General features: G+C 74.3%; 13 protein-coding genes and 1 tRNA gene. 4 read left to right on the plus strand and 10 right to left on the minus strand.

Translation table 11 applies throughout. From position 1 onward, the window contains the following. Positions 1–3 precede the first annotated feature (3 nt). From J4557_RS18905 to fdhD, 5 genes are all read right to left on the minus strand, one after another. A complete protein-coding gene (locus J4557_RS18905; protein ID WP_208268032.1) occupies positions 4–1,617 on the minus strand; it encodes a phytoene desaturase family protein in 1,614 nt (537 codons plus the stop codon). Between the two features lie 64 nt (positions 1,618–1,681). Beyond that, positions 1,682–3,472 carry an SDR family oxidoreductase gene (locus J4557_RS18910; RefSeq protein WP_208268033.1) on the minus strand — a complete coding sequence of 597 codons (1,791 nt, stop codon included), beginning with the start codon at positions 3,470–3,472 and terminating at the stop codon, positions 1,682–1,684. Further along, a complete protein-coding gene (locus J4557_RS18915) occupies positions 3,469–4,317 on the minus strand; it encodes a M24 family metallopeptidase (protein ID WP_208268133.1) in 849 nt (282 codons plus the stop codon). The genes J4557_RS18910 and J4557_RS18915 overlap by 4 nt, the downstream gene beginning before the upstream one ends. A 176-nt stretch (positions 4,318–4,493) precedes the next feature. Then, positions 4,494–5,429 carry a metal-dependent hydrolase gene (locus J4557_RS18920; protein ID WP_208268034.1) on the minus strand — a complete coding sequence of 312 codons (936 nt, stop codon included), beginning with the start codon at positions 5,427–5,429 and terminating at the stop codon, positions 4,494–4,496. Between the two features lie 199 nt (positions 5,430–5,628). Further along, a complete protein-coding gene (gene fdhD, locus J4557_RS18925) occupies positions 5,629–6,441 on the minus strand; it encodes a formate dehydrogenase accessory sulfurtransferase FdhD (RefSeq protein ID WP_208268035.1) in 813 nt (270 codons plus the stop codon). 180 nt (positions 6,442–6,621) lie between these two features. Here fdhD and J4557_RS18930 point away from each other — a divergent pair, with 180 nt between their 5' ends. Together J4557_RS18930 and J4557_RS50965 are read left to right on the plus strand one after the other, a co-directional pair. Next, on the plus strand, positions 6,622–6,930 hold the full coding sequence (locus J4557_RS18930) for a DUF4333 domain-containing protein (RefSeq protein WP_208268036.1): 309 nt from the start codon (positions 6,622–6,624) through the stop codon (positions 6,928–6,930). A 354-nt stretch (positions 6,931–7,284) separates the two neighbouring features. After that, positions 7,285–7,590 (plus strand): DUF4333 domain-containing protein, encoded by a 306-nt coding sequence (locus J4557_RS50965; RefSeq protein WP_208268037.1) that lies wholly within the window; start codon positions 7,285–7,287, stop codon positions 7,588–7,590. Between the two features lie 73 nt (positions 7,591–7,663). Here J4557_RS50965 and J4557_RS18940 read toward each other — a convergent pair whose 3' ends face one another. From J4557_RS18940 to J4557_RS18955, 4 genes are all read right to left on the minus strand, one after another. After that, on the minus strand, positions 7,664–8,290 hold the full coding sequence (locus tag J4557_RS18940) for a trimeric intracellular cation channel family protein (protein WP_208268038.1): 627 nt from the start codon (positions 8,288–8,290) through the stop codon (positions 7,664–7,666). A 49-nt stretch (positions 8,291–8,339) separates the two neighbouring features. Next, positions 8,340–8,531 carry a DUF3099 domain-containing protein gene (locus J4557_RS18945; protein ID WP_151539811.1) on the minus strand — a complete coding sequence of 64 codons (192 nt, stop codon included), beginning with the start codon at positions 8,529–8,531 and terminating at the stop codon, positions 8,340–8,342. Positions 8,532–8,852: 321 nt separating this feature from the next. Continuing rightward, positions 8,853–8,946: transfer RNA gene (locus J4557_RS18950), tRNA-Sec, on the minus strand. A 17-nt stretch (positions 8,947–8,963) separates the two neighbouring features. After that, positions 8,964–10,808 (minus strand): AMP-dependent synthetase/ligase, encoded by a 1,845-nt coding sequence (locus J4557_RS18955; protein ID WP_208268039.1) that lies wholly within the window; start codon positions 10,806–10,808, stop codon positions 8,964–8,966. 176 nt (positions 10,809–10,984) lie between these two features. On the opposite strand from J4557_RS18955, the gene selD reads away from it, so the two are divergent. Both selD and J4557_RS18965 read left to right on the plus strand, forming a co-directional pair. After that, positions 10,985–11,977 carry a selenide, water dikinase SelD gene (gene selD, locus J4557_RS18960; protein ID WP_208268040.1) on the plus strand — a complete coding sequence of 331 codons (993 nt, stop codon included), beginning with the start codon at positions 10,985–10,987 and terminating at the stop codon, positions 11,975–11,977. Between the two features lie 64 nt (positions 11,978–12,041). Further along, complete coding sequence (locus J4557_RS18965) at positions 12,042–12,308, plus strand: GlsB/YeaQ/YmgE family stress response membrane protein (RefSeq protein WP_208268041.1); 267 nt, start codon at positions 12,042–12,044, stop codon at positions 12,306–12,308. Positions 12,309–12,399: 91 nt separating this feature from the next. Here the strand turns inward: J4557_RS18965 and J4557_RS18970 are convergent, their stop codons facing one another. After that, positions 12,400–14,286, minus strand: coding sequence for a propionyl-CoA synthetase (locus tag J4557_RS18970; protein WP_208268042.1), 1,887 nt, complete (start codon positions 14,284–14,286; stop codon positions 12,400–12,402). Between the last annotated feature and the right edge of the window lie 172 nt (positions 14,287–14,458).

A 14,458-nucleotide genomic window follows, 5' to 3' on the forward strand; every position in this document is an offset into this window, starting at 1 on the left:
GGGTCAGGGGGCGAGGAGGGTGCTCAGGGAGCGGAGGGCGGGGGTGAGGAGGCGGCCCGCGGGCGAGGCGTGGGCGAGCGCCGCGCGAGCGGCGTTCGCTCCGCAGCCGCCGTGCACGCCGCCGCCGGGGTGCGCGGACGCCGACGCGAGGTAGAGCCCGGCGACGGGCGTCTCGGCGCGCCCGAGGCCCGGGACGGGACGGAACACCAGCTGCTGGTGGAGCATCGCGGTGCCGCCGTTCAGCGCGCCGCCCGGCAGGTTGGCGTCGTGCTCGGCGAACGCGGGCGGAGCGGTGACCCGGCGCGCGACGACGCGGTCGCGGAAGCCGGGTGCGAAGCGCTCGACCACGTCCTCGACACGGCGGGCCATCGCGTCCCGCTCGCGCTCGTCCCAGGCGCCGGTGATCCCGTCGGGTCCGGCGTCGCCCTTCACCCGGTGCGGGACGTGCGTGTACGCCCACACCGACTCGGTGCCGGCGGGGGAGCGGGCCGGGTCGGCCGTCGTCATCTGGCCGAGCAGCGCGAACGGCTCGGACGGGACGCGGCCGGTGGCGATGTGGCCGCTGTAGTCGGTCATGGCGTCCAGGCCGGGGGACAGGTGGACGGTCCCGGCGCGCGCCGCGCCCGGCGAGGTCCAGGGGATCGGCCCGGAGAGGGCCCAGTCGACCTTGAAGGTGGCGTGGTCCCAGGTGAAGCGCCGCATGTCCGCGCGCAGCGAGCCGGGCAGGTCGGACCAGCCGACCAGCCCGCCGTAGAGCGCGGGCGCCGACACGTCCGCGAGCACCGCCCGGGCGGCCCGCACGGCCTCGCCGCCCTCGGTCCGGACGCCGAGCGCGCGCCCGTTCCGGACGATCACGGAGGTCACGGCCGTGCCGCAGCGGACCCGTCCGCCGCGCGCCTCCAGCCGCCGCACCAGCGCGGCGGTGAGCTCGCCCGCGCCGCCCTCCGGCACCGGCCATCCGTGCCGCTGCCCGATCATGGCGAGCAGCCAGCCGAAGATCGAGCCGCCCGTGCTCTCCGGGAACATGTCGGTGTGCAGTGCCGATCCGGCGAGCAGCAGCGGCCCGCCGGGCCCGGTGAACTCCTGCTCGCCGAGCGTCCGGACGGGCGCCAGCAGCGAGCGCAGGACGCGCAGCCCGCCCGCGCGGCGCGCCGACGCGGCGAGCGGCAGTGCGGCCCGGACGGGCGGGAACGGGGTGAACAGGGCGCCCAGCACCGCGTCCCCCATCTGCTCCCACAGGCCCCACAGCCGCAGCCAGGCGTCGCCGTCGCCCGCGCCGAGCGCGTCGAGGCTCGCGGCGGTCGCGTCCGGGTCGCGTTCGAGCACGGCGGCGCGCCCGTCCGGCAGCGGGTGGGCCAGCACCGCCGGGGCGTGCTTCCAGCGCAGCCCGTGCCGTTCCAGGCCGAGCGCCCGGATCGCCGGCGACGCGACGCCGAGCGGGTAGAACGCGCTGCACAGGTCGCTGACGTAGTCGGGGTGGACGCCCCGGTCGCTGCGCACCGCGCCGCCCGGCTCCGGCTGCGCCTCCAGGACCAGGACGTCCCAGCCCGCGTCGGCCAGCATGTTGGCCGCCACGAGACCGTTGGGTCCCGCGCCGACGACCACGGCGTCCGCCATCCCGCACCGCCTCCCGTCGATCACCCTAGGGCGTCTGCGGGCGCCCTACCCCGGCGCGGGCGCCCTAGCCCGCGTCGAAGCGGGCCAGCAGCCGCATCGCGCCCGGCGACAGCCGGGACGCGAGGTGGCCCAGCCGCGCCTCCGGGGTGACGGGCACGACCGCCCGGTCGTCGCGGACCGCCTTGACGATCTGCTTCGCGACGCCCTCCGGCCCGAAGCCGCGCAGCGCGTACGCCCGCGCCGCCCGCTCCCGGCTGCGCGCCTGCTCCCGCGAGCCGCGCCCCACGAACCGGGACGTCCGGGTGATGTTCGTGTTGACGATGCCGGGGCAGATCGCGCTGACGCCGATGCCCTTGCCCTTCAGCTCGGCGCGCAGGCACTCCGACAGCATCAGCACGGCCGCCTTGCTGGTGGCGTAGGCGGGCAGCGTCCGGGACGGGGTGAACGCGGCGGCAGAGGAGGTGTTGACGATGTGGCCGCCCTGCCCGCGCTCCACCATCTGCGCGGCGAACAGCCGCGACCCGTGCACGACGCCCCACAGGTTCACGCCGAGGACCGAGTCCCAGTCGTCCACCGTGTGGTCGAGGAACGACCCGGCCATGCCGATCCCGGCGTTGTTCACCACGACGTCCGGGACGCCGTGGTCGTGCAGGACGGACTTGGCGAAGTCCTCCATCGCGGCGGCGTCGGACACGTCCACCCGGTAGGGGTGCCCGGCGGGGCCCACGAGGCCGGCGAGCTCCGCGGTGCGCTGCGCGGTGGCGAGGTCGAGGTCGGCGGCGACGACCTCCGCGCCCTGCTCGGCGAACGCGAGCGCGGTGGCGCGGCCGATGCCGCTGCCGGCGCCGGTCACGACGACCAGCGACCCGTCGAAGGCGCGGCGGTCCCGGCGGACGCGGGCGCGGCTGAGCGCGCGGGACTCGGCGGCGGTGAGCGGGCCGCCCTGGACCCCGGTGATGTGCTCGGTGATCCAGCGGGCGATGACGTCCGGGTGGCTGCGCGGCACCCAGTGGCCGGCCGCGATCGGGCGCAGCGACAGGTTCGGCACGCGCTCGCTCAGCCCGCCGACCAGGTGCGGCGACACGAACAGGTCCTTCGTCGGGACGATGACCTGCGTGGGCACGTCGGTGCGGCGGTCGCGCGGGCGGCGCAGCCGCTGCACCATGTTCGCCCGGTACAGGCCGACGCCGGACGCTCCGTCCCGCGCCATCGTCCGCGCCGGGTGGCCGTCGCGCGGGGCGACGCCCTCACCGAGTTCCAGGGCCCGGCTGAACGGCCGGGACAGCCCCGCGAGCCACATCAGCTCCGGCAGGACGGGCGTCTGGAAGAAGTAGATGTACCAGGACCGGACGCCCTGCCCGGCGGCGCGCTTAAGGTTCGCCGGGGTCGGGCGGGCGACGGTGCGCCGCGTCCAGTGCGCCACGTGGTCCAGGCAGGGCCCGGAGATGGAGGTGAAGGAGGCGAACCGCTCCGGCATGGTGCAGGCGGCCTCCCACGACTGGATCGAGCCCCAGTCGTGCCCGACGAGGTGCACCTTGCGCTCGGGGGCGGTGGCGTCCAGCACCGCCCGCATGTCGGACATGAGGTAGTCGAAGGTGTAGCGCTTGCGTCCGAACGGCCGGGACGAGGCGCCCGATCCGCGCACGTCGTAGCGGACGACGTGGTACCGGTCGGCGAGCCGCGCGGCGACCTCGTCCCACACCGCGTGGGTGTCGGGGTAGCCGTGCATGAGCAGGACGGTCGGCCGGGAGGTGTCGCCCTGCTCGTAGACGGCGAGGTCGACGCCGTCGCCGCGGACCCGGCGGCGCCTCACCGGCGCCGCGGGGGCGGCGTCCGGGGTGATGGTCTGCGTCATTGCGCCTCCCGTCGCGCCCACCGGTGCACGTGGGGCAGGTCGTCGTCGAGCCAGTGGGCGTCGTCCTCGGTGACCACGAGGATCTCCTCGAACTTCACGCCGACGCCGCGGAAGCCGATGTGCGGTTCCACCGCCCACAGCCCGGGCGTCGGGGGGTGCTGGGACTGCGCGGCCCCGTTCCAGAGCGGGGAGCGCCCCTCGAGGCGCTCCTTCACCAGTTCGCGGCCGATCGTCTGCAGGAACCGTACACCGAACGGGAATCCGACGCGCTTGGGAAGGATGCCGCCGATGATCCCGACCTGGTGGCCGATGACCCGTCCGGGGTACTTGGCGTGCCGGTTCTGGTAGCCCTGCCGCTCGATGAGGGCGTCGACCTCGGCGTAGATGTCGGCGAACGTCCGGCGCTCGCGCACGAGGCGGAGGATGAGGTCGCGGTAGCCGGCGAGGTCGGCGTCGAGCCGCTCCCAGATCCGGTTCTCGCCGAGCACGCCCCCGTAGCCGATGTCCGCGGAGTAGCCGCCGCGCACGGGCGCCATGTCGAGGATGTAGGGCATGCCCTCCTCCAGGCGCGTCGCGCTGGGGAGGAACTGGGTCGGGACCTTGAACCCGCGGAAGGCCGACCGGTCGCCGAACCAGGCGAACGGGGTGTGCAGCCAGTCGTCGACGCCGTGCCCGCGCAGCCAGCGGCGCATCCGGCGGCACGCCTCCCGCTCGGTCACGCCCGGTTCGAGGGTGGCGGCGACCTCGTCGGCGCACCGGTAGCACAGGCGCTGGACGTCGCGGAATCGCTCGAGCTCCGCCTCATCGCCGGGAGGTCGGAGGGTGTTGGCTGGTCGGGGTAGCAGGGTGCGGGCGAGCGTCACTTTATTGGACACGATGTTAATTAACCGCGCGCTCCGGACGCCGGTCAAGGGGGCCGCGCGTGACGCTCGCCACCCGGCACGCGCGAGGGCCCGTACGGCGCGGCGGTACGGGCCCTCAGGGGGAGGTCTCCGGGGAGCCTCCGGTCGCGAAGTCCTTGCTAGTACGGGTCGTAGCCCGCGGCCTGCGCGGCGGGGGACTGCTTGAGGTACTCCAGCGCGCGCGGCGTCGAGCAGACCTTGGACGGGTGGTGGTTCGGCTTGAGGTAGACGGGCGCCTCGCCGAGCAGCAGCTTGAAGATGCCGGGCACGTGCCCCTGGCGGACGGACCGGCGGTACGCGCGCACGACCCGCAGCGGTGTGACCCGCTTCGTCACCGTCGGGTCCTGCTTCATCAGGTACAGCGAGCCGCCGATCAGCGCCCAGTACAGGAAGAACAGCGACACGACCCAGGCGGCCGCCCGGGTCGGGTAGCGCCCGCCCATCGCCTTGTAGACGTCGAACACCACGGACCGGTGCTCGACCTCCTCGGCGCCGTGCCAGCGCAGCAGGTCCAGCATCGTCGGATCGACGCCGGCCTTCTCCAGCCGGTCGTTGTCCATGATCCACTGGCCGAGCACGGCGGTGTAGTGCTCGATCGAGGCGACCGCCGCCAGCTCGAACCGCAGCCGGCGCCGCCAGGCCCGCGGGTTCTTCTCCTTGAGCGCCGCCATCTGCGCGGGCCGCTCCGCGTTGCCCTTGGCCGCCGCGTCGGTGATCTTGGAGACGTCGATCCCGTTGGTCTCCAGGATCTGGTCGAGCACGCCCTGGTGCGAGCGGGCGTGCACCATCTCCTGGCCGATGAACCCCCGGATCTCCTCCAGCAGCCGCTCGTCCTTGATGTGCGGCCGCGCGTCCTTGACGCACTGGATGAACCACTTCTCGCCCTCGGGCAGGACGATGTGGAACGAGTTGATGATGTGCGTGGCGAGCGGGTCGCCGGGGACCCAGTGCAGGGGAGTGGACGACCAGTCGAAGGACACCCGCCGAGGCTTGATCGGTGGGTGGCGCTCGTCGATGCCGGACGCCGCTCCGCCGCCGGTGAGGGGCCTCGTCATTCCGTGATCCTCCGCTTCGCGCGCCCGGGGCCGGACGCGGCGTGCGAGCACGCGCGCGTCAGTGCGTTGGGGGAGCAGTCAACCCCTGTGGCGGGGCCGGTGTCTTGAGGAAGGGCCAACAAGTTACCGTTTGGTTTTCGGCCCGAGATGACAAACGGCCGGCCGCCCTAGCGGGTGTCGGGTGGGGGCCGCGCGGGTGTCAGACGCGGAGCCGCCCGGCGCCCGCGTAGACGTTCATGGTGTCCCCGCGCAGGAAGCCGACCAGCGTCATCCCGGCGTCCTCGGCCAGGTCGACCGCCAGCGACGAGGGCGCCGACACCGCCGCGAGGACGGGGATCCCCGCGGTCATCGCCTTCTGGGTCAGCTCGAACGACGCGCGCCCGCTGACCATGAGGACCCTGCCGGTGAGCGGCAGCAGGCCCTGCCGCAGGGCCCACCCGACGACCTTGTCGACCGCGTTGTGCCGCCCGACGTCCTCGCGCACCGCCAGCAGCGCGCCCTCGGCGTCGAACAGCCCGGCCGCGTGCAGGCCGCCCGTCCGGTCGAAGACCCGCTGCGCGGCGCGCAGCCGGTCCGGCAGGGCGGCCAGCACCCGCGGGGTGAGGCGGACGGGGTCGGCGGACACCTCGTACGGCCGGTCGGTCCGCAGCGCCTCGATGCTCGACTTCCCGCACACCCCGCACGCGCTCGTGGTGGTGAACGCGCGGGTCATCGCGTCGTCGGGCGGCGCCACCCCCGGGGCCAGCGCCACGTCCAGGGTGTTCTGCTCCTGGGTGTCCGCGCAGTACCGCATGGCGGTGAGATCGGCCGCGCCGCGGATGACGCCCTCCGCCGCCAGGAACCCGGCGACGAGGTCGAAGTCGTGGCCCGGGGTGCGCATCGTGATCGTCAGCGGCTTGCCCGCCACCCGGATCTCGAGCGGCTCCTCCACGGCGAGGGTGTCGGGCCGGCGTCCCGCCGCCCCGCCGGTGCTCACCCGCAGGACCGGCTTGCGCACGGTGATCCGACCCATGGACCGAACGGTACCCCGGTTGTCACCGGCTAACGAATAAGTTCACGCCGGACTGTCCTGTTTCGCATCCTTTGTCGTGCAGGACGGGGCGCCCTGGCGGCCGGGTCGCGCGGCGGCGGAGCATACCTGCGGACGGCGCCCCACGGGGACCCGGGCGCCGCGCATCACGGGGAGTAGCACATGCGCAAGTTCCTGATCGTGCCCGTTCTCGTCGGCGGCCTCGCGGTCGCCGCCGCGGGCTGCCAGGTGGAGAAGACCGTCGGCTCCGGCACGGTGGAGAAGCAGATCGACGCCAAGCTCGGCCCGATGTACCAGGCGGCCGGCCTCGGCCCGGCGAAGGCGTCCTGCCCGGGGGACCTCAAGGGCAAGGTCGGCACCACGCTCGACTGCACCGTGCGCGACGGCAAGGGCGGCAGCCACCGGCTCAGGGTCACCGTCACCTCGGTCAAGGGGAGCGAGGTCCACTTCTCGATGAGGGCCGCCTCCTAGCCCTCCGGGCCGCGTCCGGTCGGGCACCCCTGCGGGGGCGGGGTGCCCGCCATGGCGTTACTTCGACGGGCACGACCAGGGAAAGGTTCGGCGCCCGTCGTCCCGTTCTCTGTCCCTTCTTTCTCGGGATGAGGCGCCCTGGCACGCGAGACGCCGGGCGACGGAGGATGCCCCCGGACGGCGCCCCCAGGGGACCGGGGCGCCGACATGACGGGGAAGAGCACAGTGGCACCTGACAAGAGCACCACTTCAACGGGGAATCGGTTCGGTCGATGGCGGCGAGGTCCGCTTCACCGGGACGCCCGCCTGCTGGCGTCCGCGGTCCCGGCGTCGACACGGAGGGCCGCCGGACCCGTGCGCACGTCGCTGATCGCGCCGGCCCTGCTCGGCGGCCTGCTGCTCGGCGCCGCAGGCTGCGGGCTCAATGGCGACGTCCCCGGGGACATGGTGCAGGACCGGATCCGCAAGCAGCTCGGCCCGGAGTACGACGCCGCGGGGATCGGCCCCATCCAGGCGTTCTGCCCGGGCCGGCTCAGGAGCGAGGTCGGCGCGAAGATCACGTGCGCCGTCTATGACAGCAAGGGGCGGAAGCACCGAGTGATCGCCACGGTCACCTCCGTCGACGGCTGGGACGTCCGCTACTCCTTGAAGAAGGCGTAGCCGCCCGAGGACGGGCCGGCCGTGCCGGCGTCCCCGCCTCTCGGCGCTGCTCGGCTCGTCCAGGTCACCGGCGTCAGTCGGGCACCCCGCGGGGGCGGGGCGTCCGCCAGCCGTAGCGCATCGCCAGCACCCGCAGGGCGAACGCCAGCACCGCGGCGCCGGCGGTCACGGCGCCGCCGTGCAGTCCCGCCGACGAGGCGGCCGCCGTGACGGCGGCGCCGAGCATCGCCGGCAGCGCGTACAGCTGCCGGTCGTACAGGACCGCGGGGATCTGCCCGCTCAGCATGTCGCGCAGGACGCCGCCGCCCACCGCGGTGACCACGCCGAGCAGCACCGCGTGCAGCGGCGACAGCCCGTGGTCGAGCGCCTTCAGCGTGCCGGTCGCGCAGAACAGCCCGAGGCCCGCCGCGTCGAACAGCAGCACCGCCGGGAACAGCCGCGCGACCTGCGGATGCCAGAAGAACACGAGCGCCGACGCGGCCAGCGGCACCAGCACGTAGCCGAGGCTGGTGAACGCCGCCGGCGGGACCGCCCCGATCAGCAGGTCCCGCAGGATCCCGCCGCCGAGCGCGGTGATCTCCGCGAGCACCACCATGCCGACGACGTCGAGCCGCTTGCGGACGGCCGCGAGCGCCCCGGACACCGCGAACACGAAGATGCCCGCGAGGTCCAGCAGCTGGGGGACGTCCGGCCCGTTCACGCCCGCTCCCGGGAGGCGCGCCGCCGCTCCCGGCCCGCCCCGCCCGGCCTCAGTCGCGCCTGTCGGTGCGATCGATGTTCCAGTTGGCCACCACCGCCGCGAACGGCGGGATGATCATCGCGAACACCGACATCCCGATGGCGGCGGGCGTCGAGTACAGCCGGACGACCGTCCAGGCGAGGACGATGAAGGTGAGGCACGTCCCCATCATGATCCCGTAAGCCAGCTTGCGCCGCCTCATACCCCCACCGTACGTCGCGGGACGCCGCGCCGCGGGCACGGCCCGTGACGTTCCGGTCGCCCAAATGAGAGCGCGCTGAGTCGCCCGTCTTCCTCTTCTGCCCGCAGCGCTCCGGGTCCACCCTCCTGCGGGTGCTGCTGACAGCCATTCGGAGAGCCGGGCGCCGCACGAGCTGCACCTGCGCCACCTGCGGGTGAAGCCCGCCCGGGACTTCGCCGTCGACGTCTCGGCCGAGCCTGCTCCGCTACGCGGAGGGCGTCGAGGCGGCCGACGCCCGGGGCCGCCGGCGCTTCGGCTCGGCCGGCGGCCGCGGGCACGCCCGCGGAGGCGCACGGGAATCGAACCCGCCGTCCCGAGATCCTCGGGACCAACGGTTTTGAAGACCGCGGAGGCCACCAGGCGCTCGCGCGCCTCCGCCGCGATACTAGTCGATCACCCGGCGTAGAGGGCGTCGAGGGCCTCGGCGTACTTGCCGTGCACGACCCGGCGCCGCAGCTTGAGGGTGGGGGTCAGCTCCTCGCTCTCGGCCGTCCACTCGGCGGGCAGCAGCCGCCACCTCTTGACCTGCTGGACGCGGGCGAGGCGGGCGTTGGCGTCCTCGACGGCCTTCGCGACCTCCTCCAGCACGAGCGGGTGCTCGGCGAGCGCGGCGAGGTCGGTGGTCTCGATCCCGTGCGCGGCCGCCCAGACCGGCGCGACCTCGCCGTCCAGCGTGATGAGCGCGACGACGTAGGGGCGGCGGTCGCCGAACGCGAGCGCCTGGCCGACCAGCGGGTGCTCCTTGAGGTGGTTCTCGATCATCGACGGGGCGATGTTCTCGCCGCCGGCGGTGATGATCAGCTCCTTCTTGCGGTCGACGACGGTGAGGAAGCCGTCCTCGTCGAGGCGGCCGACGTCCCCGGTGTGCACCCAGCCGTCGGCGTCGATGAGGTCGGCGGTCGCCTCGGGCCGGTTCAGGTAGCCGGGGGTGCAGGTCGCCCCGCGCACCAGGATCTCGCCGTCCTCGGCGAGTGTCAGCTCGACGCCGTCGAACGGGCGGCCGACGGTGCCGAGCTTGAAGGAGTCCGCGAGGTTGGCGGTGATGGCGCCGGTGGTCTCGGTCATCCCGTAGGCGTCGAAGATCTTCAGGCCGAGGCCGGCGAAGAACCGCGCCACCTCGACCGGCAGCGGCGCGGCGGCGCTGGACGCCTGCCGGACGCGGTCCAGCCCGAGCAGCGCCCGCATCGGGGTGAGCACGGCGGCGTCGGCGGCCTCGAAGGCGGCGGTGACCTCGGGGGTGAGGGAGTGGCCGAACTCCTGGCCGGACACGTAGGCGCGGCCGGCGTCCAGGGCCGCGGCGACGGCGGCCTTCTTCGCCGGGTCCTGCTCGGCCGACAGCACCGCCTGGATGCCCGCCATGATCTTCTCCCAGACGCGCGGGACGCCGAAGAACGAGTGCGGGCGCACCTCGGCCAGCACCGTGGTCAGCTGCGCGGGGTCCGGGCAGAAGTGGACGTGCGCGGCGAGGCGGACGGGCAGGTAGTAGCTGAGGACGCGGTCGGCGATGTGCGCGAACGGCAGGTACGAGACGCCGGACGGGTAGTCGGGCAGCACCGAGCTGCGCTGCACCATGGCGGCCTCGTGCAGCACCATCGAATGGGTGATGAGGACGCCCTTGGGGTCGCCGGTGGTGCCGGAGGTGTAGAGCAGGGTGACGGTGTCCTCGGGCGTGACGGCCTGCCAGCGGCGGTCGATCGCGTCCGGGTCGGCGGCGAGGGCGCCGCGGCCGAGCGCGGAGAAGGTGTCCCAGCTGAGGTACCGGTCGTCGCCGTCGGGGCAGGCAGCGGCGTCCACCACGATGATCTTGCGGAGGCGGGGGAGCCGGTCGAGGACGGGCTGCCAGCGGGCGAGCTGGTCGGCGCCGTCCAGCACCGCGTACCTGGCCTCGCAGTGGCCGGCCACGAAGGCGACCTGGTCGGGCGCGAGCGTCGCGTAGACGGTCGTCGGCACGCCGCCGGCGTGCACGGCGCCGAGGTCGGCGAGCACGTGCTCGGACCGGTTGGGCATCATCAGCGCGACGACGTCGCCCGGCTCCAGGCCGAGGGCGGCGAACCCGGCGGCGGTCTCCAAGGCCCGGGTCCGCGTGTCGGCCCAGGTGAGGGTCTGCCATTGCCCGTTGATCCGGTCGGAGTAGGCCGGCTCGTCCCCGTGTTCGGCGGCGGTGGCGGCGAGGCCGGTGCAGACCGTCTGCCCCTCGACGGCCCGGTCCAGCTCGTCCCGCTGCTCCTGGATCCCCATAAGGCGCCCCTTGAGTAAGTGATGACTTGCAGAACAGGATCGCACCATGCCGAACGTGGTTCGGACAACCCCTTCGGGTATTTTCCGCTGGTCGCGGGCGAGGGCGACCCCTGGGTGACCGGACCCGTACCGTCCGTTTCTTGATCATTTGTGGTGGTTGTGCGTTAAATTTCCTGGTGAACCGTCTCGCCCGAGCCGCCCGCCTCACCCAGTACGCCCACGGCGGCGGCTGCGCGTGCAAGATCCCGCCCGGCGAGCTGGAGGGCGTCGTGGCCGGCCTCACCGGCGGCGGCGACGCCCTGGTGATCGGCGGCGAGGACGGCGACGACGCGGCCGTGCTGCGCATCGCGGGCGGCCGCGCGGTGGTGTCCACCGCCGACTTCTTCACCCCCGTCGTCGACGACGCCTACGACTGGGGGCGGATCGCCGCCGCCAACGCCCTGTCCGACGTGTACGCCGTCGGCGGCGAGCCGCTCATGGCGCTGAACCTGCTCGGCTGGCCCCGCGACGCGCTGCCCGCCGAGCTGGCCCGCGAGGTGCTGCGCGGCGGCCGGGACGTGGCGGACCTCGCCGGCTGCCCGATCGCCGGCGGGCACAGCATCGACGACCCCGAGCCCAAGTACGGCCTCGCGGTGACCGGCGTCGCCGACCCCGACCGGCTGCTGCGGCTGGACGCCGGGCGGCCGGGCGTCCCGCTGTCGCTGTCCAAGCCGCTCGGCCTCGGCGTCCTCAACGCCCGGCACAAGGCGACCGGCGAGGTGTTCGCCGAGGCCGTCGAGACGATGACGGCGCTGAACGCGGCGGCCGGGGCGGCCGCCCTGGAACGCGGCGCCGTCTGCGCCACCGACGTGTCGGGCTTCGGGCTGCTCGGGCACCTGTACAAGCTGGCCCGCGCGAGCGGCGTCACCGCCATCGTGGACGCCGCCGCCGTCCCGTACCTGGAGGGGGCGCGCGCCGCCGTCCGCGACGGCTTCGTGCCGGGCGGCACCCGCCGCAACCTCGCCTGGGTCTCCCCGCACACCGAGTTCCGCCGGATCGCCGAGGAGGAGCGGCTGCTGCTCGCCGACGCGCAGACCTCCGGCGGCCTGCTGGTGGCCGGCGAGATCCCCGGCGCCCCGGTGATCGGGGAACTGGCCCCGCTCGGCCGGCGCCACCTCGTCGTCCGCTGACCGCGGGTCGCCGAGATAGGGACGGCGGGGGCGGGTAGGGCGAGGGGTGAGCTAAGGAGCGGGCATGACCATCGGGGGGATCGTCTCCGCCGTCGTGCTGGGCGCCGTCGTGGGGGTGCTCGGACGGCTGATCGTGGGACGGCGGGACATGCCCGGCTGGGCGAGCGCGGCGGTCGGCGTCGTCGCCGCCTTCGCCGGGACGGGACTGTGCGAGATGGTCGGGTTCCGCGCGTCCGGCTGGAACTTCTGGGAGACGATCTTCCAGATCGGCGTCGCCGCCGCGGGCGTGTGGGTGTTCGCGGCGCTGTGGCCGACGAGGAGCGACCACTAGGCGGCACCACGCCTCGCGCGCCCCGCCCCGGAGTTCCCGCCCCGCGTTCCCGCGCCGCGTTTTCCGCGCCGCCTCCCGTGCCGCGCCGCGGTCAGGGCGCCGGCGGGCGCAGCACGGGCCGCAGCTCGTCCAGCACGGCCGTGTCCTCGATCGTCGACGGAACCGTCACGTCCTTGCCGTCGGCGATGCCCCGCATCACCCCGCGCAGGATCTTGCCGGACCGGGTCTTCGGCAGCGCCGGGACGACCGCGACCTCCTTCAGCGCCGCGACCGGGCCGACCTGCTCGCGCACCATCCGCACCAGCTCCGCGCCGAGCTCGCCCGGGTCGGCCGCGACCCCGCTCTTCAGCACGACGAAGCCGCGCGGGACCTGGCCCTTCAGCGCGTCCTCCACGCCGATCACCGCGCACTCCGCCACCGCCGGGTGCGCGGCGATGACCTCCTCCATCGTCCCGGTCGACAGCCGGTGCCCGGCCACGTTGATCACGTCGTCGGTGCGGCCCATCACCCACACGTAGCCGTCCTCGTCCACGTGCCCGCCGTCGCCGGTCAGGTAGTGGCCCGGGTGGCGGGTCAGGTACGACTCCACGAACCGCTCGTCGTCCTGCCACAGGGTCGGCAGCGTCCCGGGCGGCAGCGGCAGCCGGATCGCGATGTCCCCGTCGGTCCCGGGCGGGACGGGCGCTCCGTCCGGGCCGAGGACCCGCACGTCGTACCCGGGCACCGGCACCGACGGCGACCCCGGCTTGACCGGCATCGGCTCCAGGCCGCGCAGGTTCGCCACGATCGGCCAGCCCGTCTCGGTCTGCCACCAGTGGTCGATGACCGGCCGGTCCAGCACCCGCGACGCCCAGTGGTAGGTGTCGGGGTCGAGCCGCTCCCCGGCGAGGAACAGCGTGTCGAGCGCCGACAGGTCGTGCCCGGCGAGCAGCGCCCCGTCCGGGTCCTCCTTCTTGACGGCGCGGATCGCGGTCGGCGCGGCGAACAGCACCTTCACGCGGTGCTGCGCGGCGACGCGCCAGAACGCGCCCGCGTCCGGCGTCCCCACCGGCTTGCCCTCGTACAGGACGGTCGTGCAGCCGGTCAGCAGCGGCGCGTACACGATGTAGGAGTGCCCGACGACCCAGCCCACGTCGGACGCGGCCCAGAACACGTCGCCCGGGCCCACGCCGAACACGTTCTCCATCGACCAGCGCAGCGCCACCGCGTGGCCGCCGTTGTCGCGGACGACGCCCTTCGGCCGCCCGGTCGTGCCGGAGGTGTAGAGGATGTACAGCGGGTCGGTGGCGGCGACCGGCACGCACTCCACGGGACGGGCGGCCTCGAGCGCCTCGTCCCACTCCACGTCCCGCGGCCGGACGAGATCCGCGTGCAGCTGCTCGCGCTGCCGGATCACGCACCGCTCGACCTTGTGCTTCGCCAGCTCGAGCGCCCGGTCGAGCAGCGGCTTGTAGGCGACGATCCGGCCGGCCTCGATCCCGCAGGACGCCGACACGACGGCCTTGGGGCGGGCGTCGTCGATGCGCACGGCCAGCTCTCTCGCCGCGAACCCGCCGAACACCACCGAGTGCACCGCGCCGAGCCGCGCGCACGCCAGCATCGCGATCACGGCCTCGGGGATCATCGGGAGGTAGATGACGACCCGGTCGCCGCGGTCGACGCCCTGCGCGCGCAGCGCCCCGGCGAACCGCGCGACCAGGTCGGTCAGCTCGCGGTAGGTGTAGCTGCGGACCGTCCCGGTGACGGGGCTGTCGTAGATGAGCGCCGCCTGGTCGCCGCGCCCCTCGTCGACGTGCCGGTCCAGGGCGTTGTCGCAGGTGTTCAGCTCCCCGCCGGTGAACCAGCGGTAGAACGGCGGGGCGCCGTCGTCCAGCACGCGGTCGGGCGGGACGAGCCAGCGCACGTCCCGCGCCGCCAGTCCCCAGAACCGGGTCGGATCGGCGATGCTGCGTTCGTACGCGGCCGCGTAGGCGCCCATTTCGTCCTCCCGGTGGCGATCGGGTCCGGCCCCGATCCGCGTTTCGGGGCGCACCCCTATAGGGCACGGCGCGGGCACCGTTCGTCAAGGCCCCGCGCCGCCACCTCCCGGTCGCGGAGGGTCACCGTCCCGGCCCGGGCCGCCGCGCCCGCGCCCGTGCGGGCGGCCCCCG

This window comes from Actinomadura nitritigenes, from assembly GCF_017573545.1.
In the GTDB taxonomy this organism is placed as follows: Bacteria; Actinomycetota; Actinomycetes; order Streptosporangiales; family Streptosporangiaceae; genus Spirillospora; species Spirillospora nitritigenes.

Bases quoted from the DNA above. Each gene is read 5' to 3' on its own strand.
- J4557_RS18930 (WP_208268036.1), top strand. From the start codon at position 6,622: ATGCGCAAGTTCCTGATCGTGCCCGTTCTCGTCGGCGGCCTCGCGGTC.
- J4557_RS18955 (WP_208268039.1), bottom strand. From the start codon at position 10,808: ATGGGGATCCAGGAGCAGCGGGACGAGCTGGACCGGGCCGTCGAGGGG.
- J4557_RS18970 (WP_208268042.1), bottom strand. From the start codon at position 14,286: ATGGGCGCCTACGCGGCCGCGTACGAACGCAGCATCGCCGATCCGACC.
- J4557_RS18945 (WP_151539811.1), bottom strand. From the start codon at position 8,531: ATGAGGCGGCGCAAGCTGGCTTACGGGATCATGATGGGGACGTGCCTC.
- J4557_RS18905 (WP_208268032.1), bottom strand. From the start codon at position 1,617: ATGGCGGACGCCGTGGTCGTCGGCGCGGGACCCAACGGTCTCGTGGCG.
- J4557_RS18910 (WP_208268033.1), bottom strand. From the start codon at position 3,472: ATGACGCAGACCATCACCCCGGACGCCGCCCCCGCGGCGCCGGTGAGG.
- J4557_RS18920 (WP_208268034.1), bottom strand. From the start codon at position 5,429: ATGACGAGGCCCCTCACCGGCGGCGGAGCGGCGTCCGGCATCGACGAG.
- J4557_RS18965 (WP_208268041.1), top strand. From the start codon at position 12,042: ATGACCATCGGGGGGATCGTCTCCGCCGTCGTGCTGGGCGCCGTCGTG.
- fdhD (WP_208268035.1), bottom strand. From the start codon at position 6,441: ATGGGTCGGATCACCGTGCGCAAGCCGGTCCTGCGGGTGAGCACCGGC.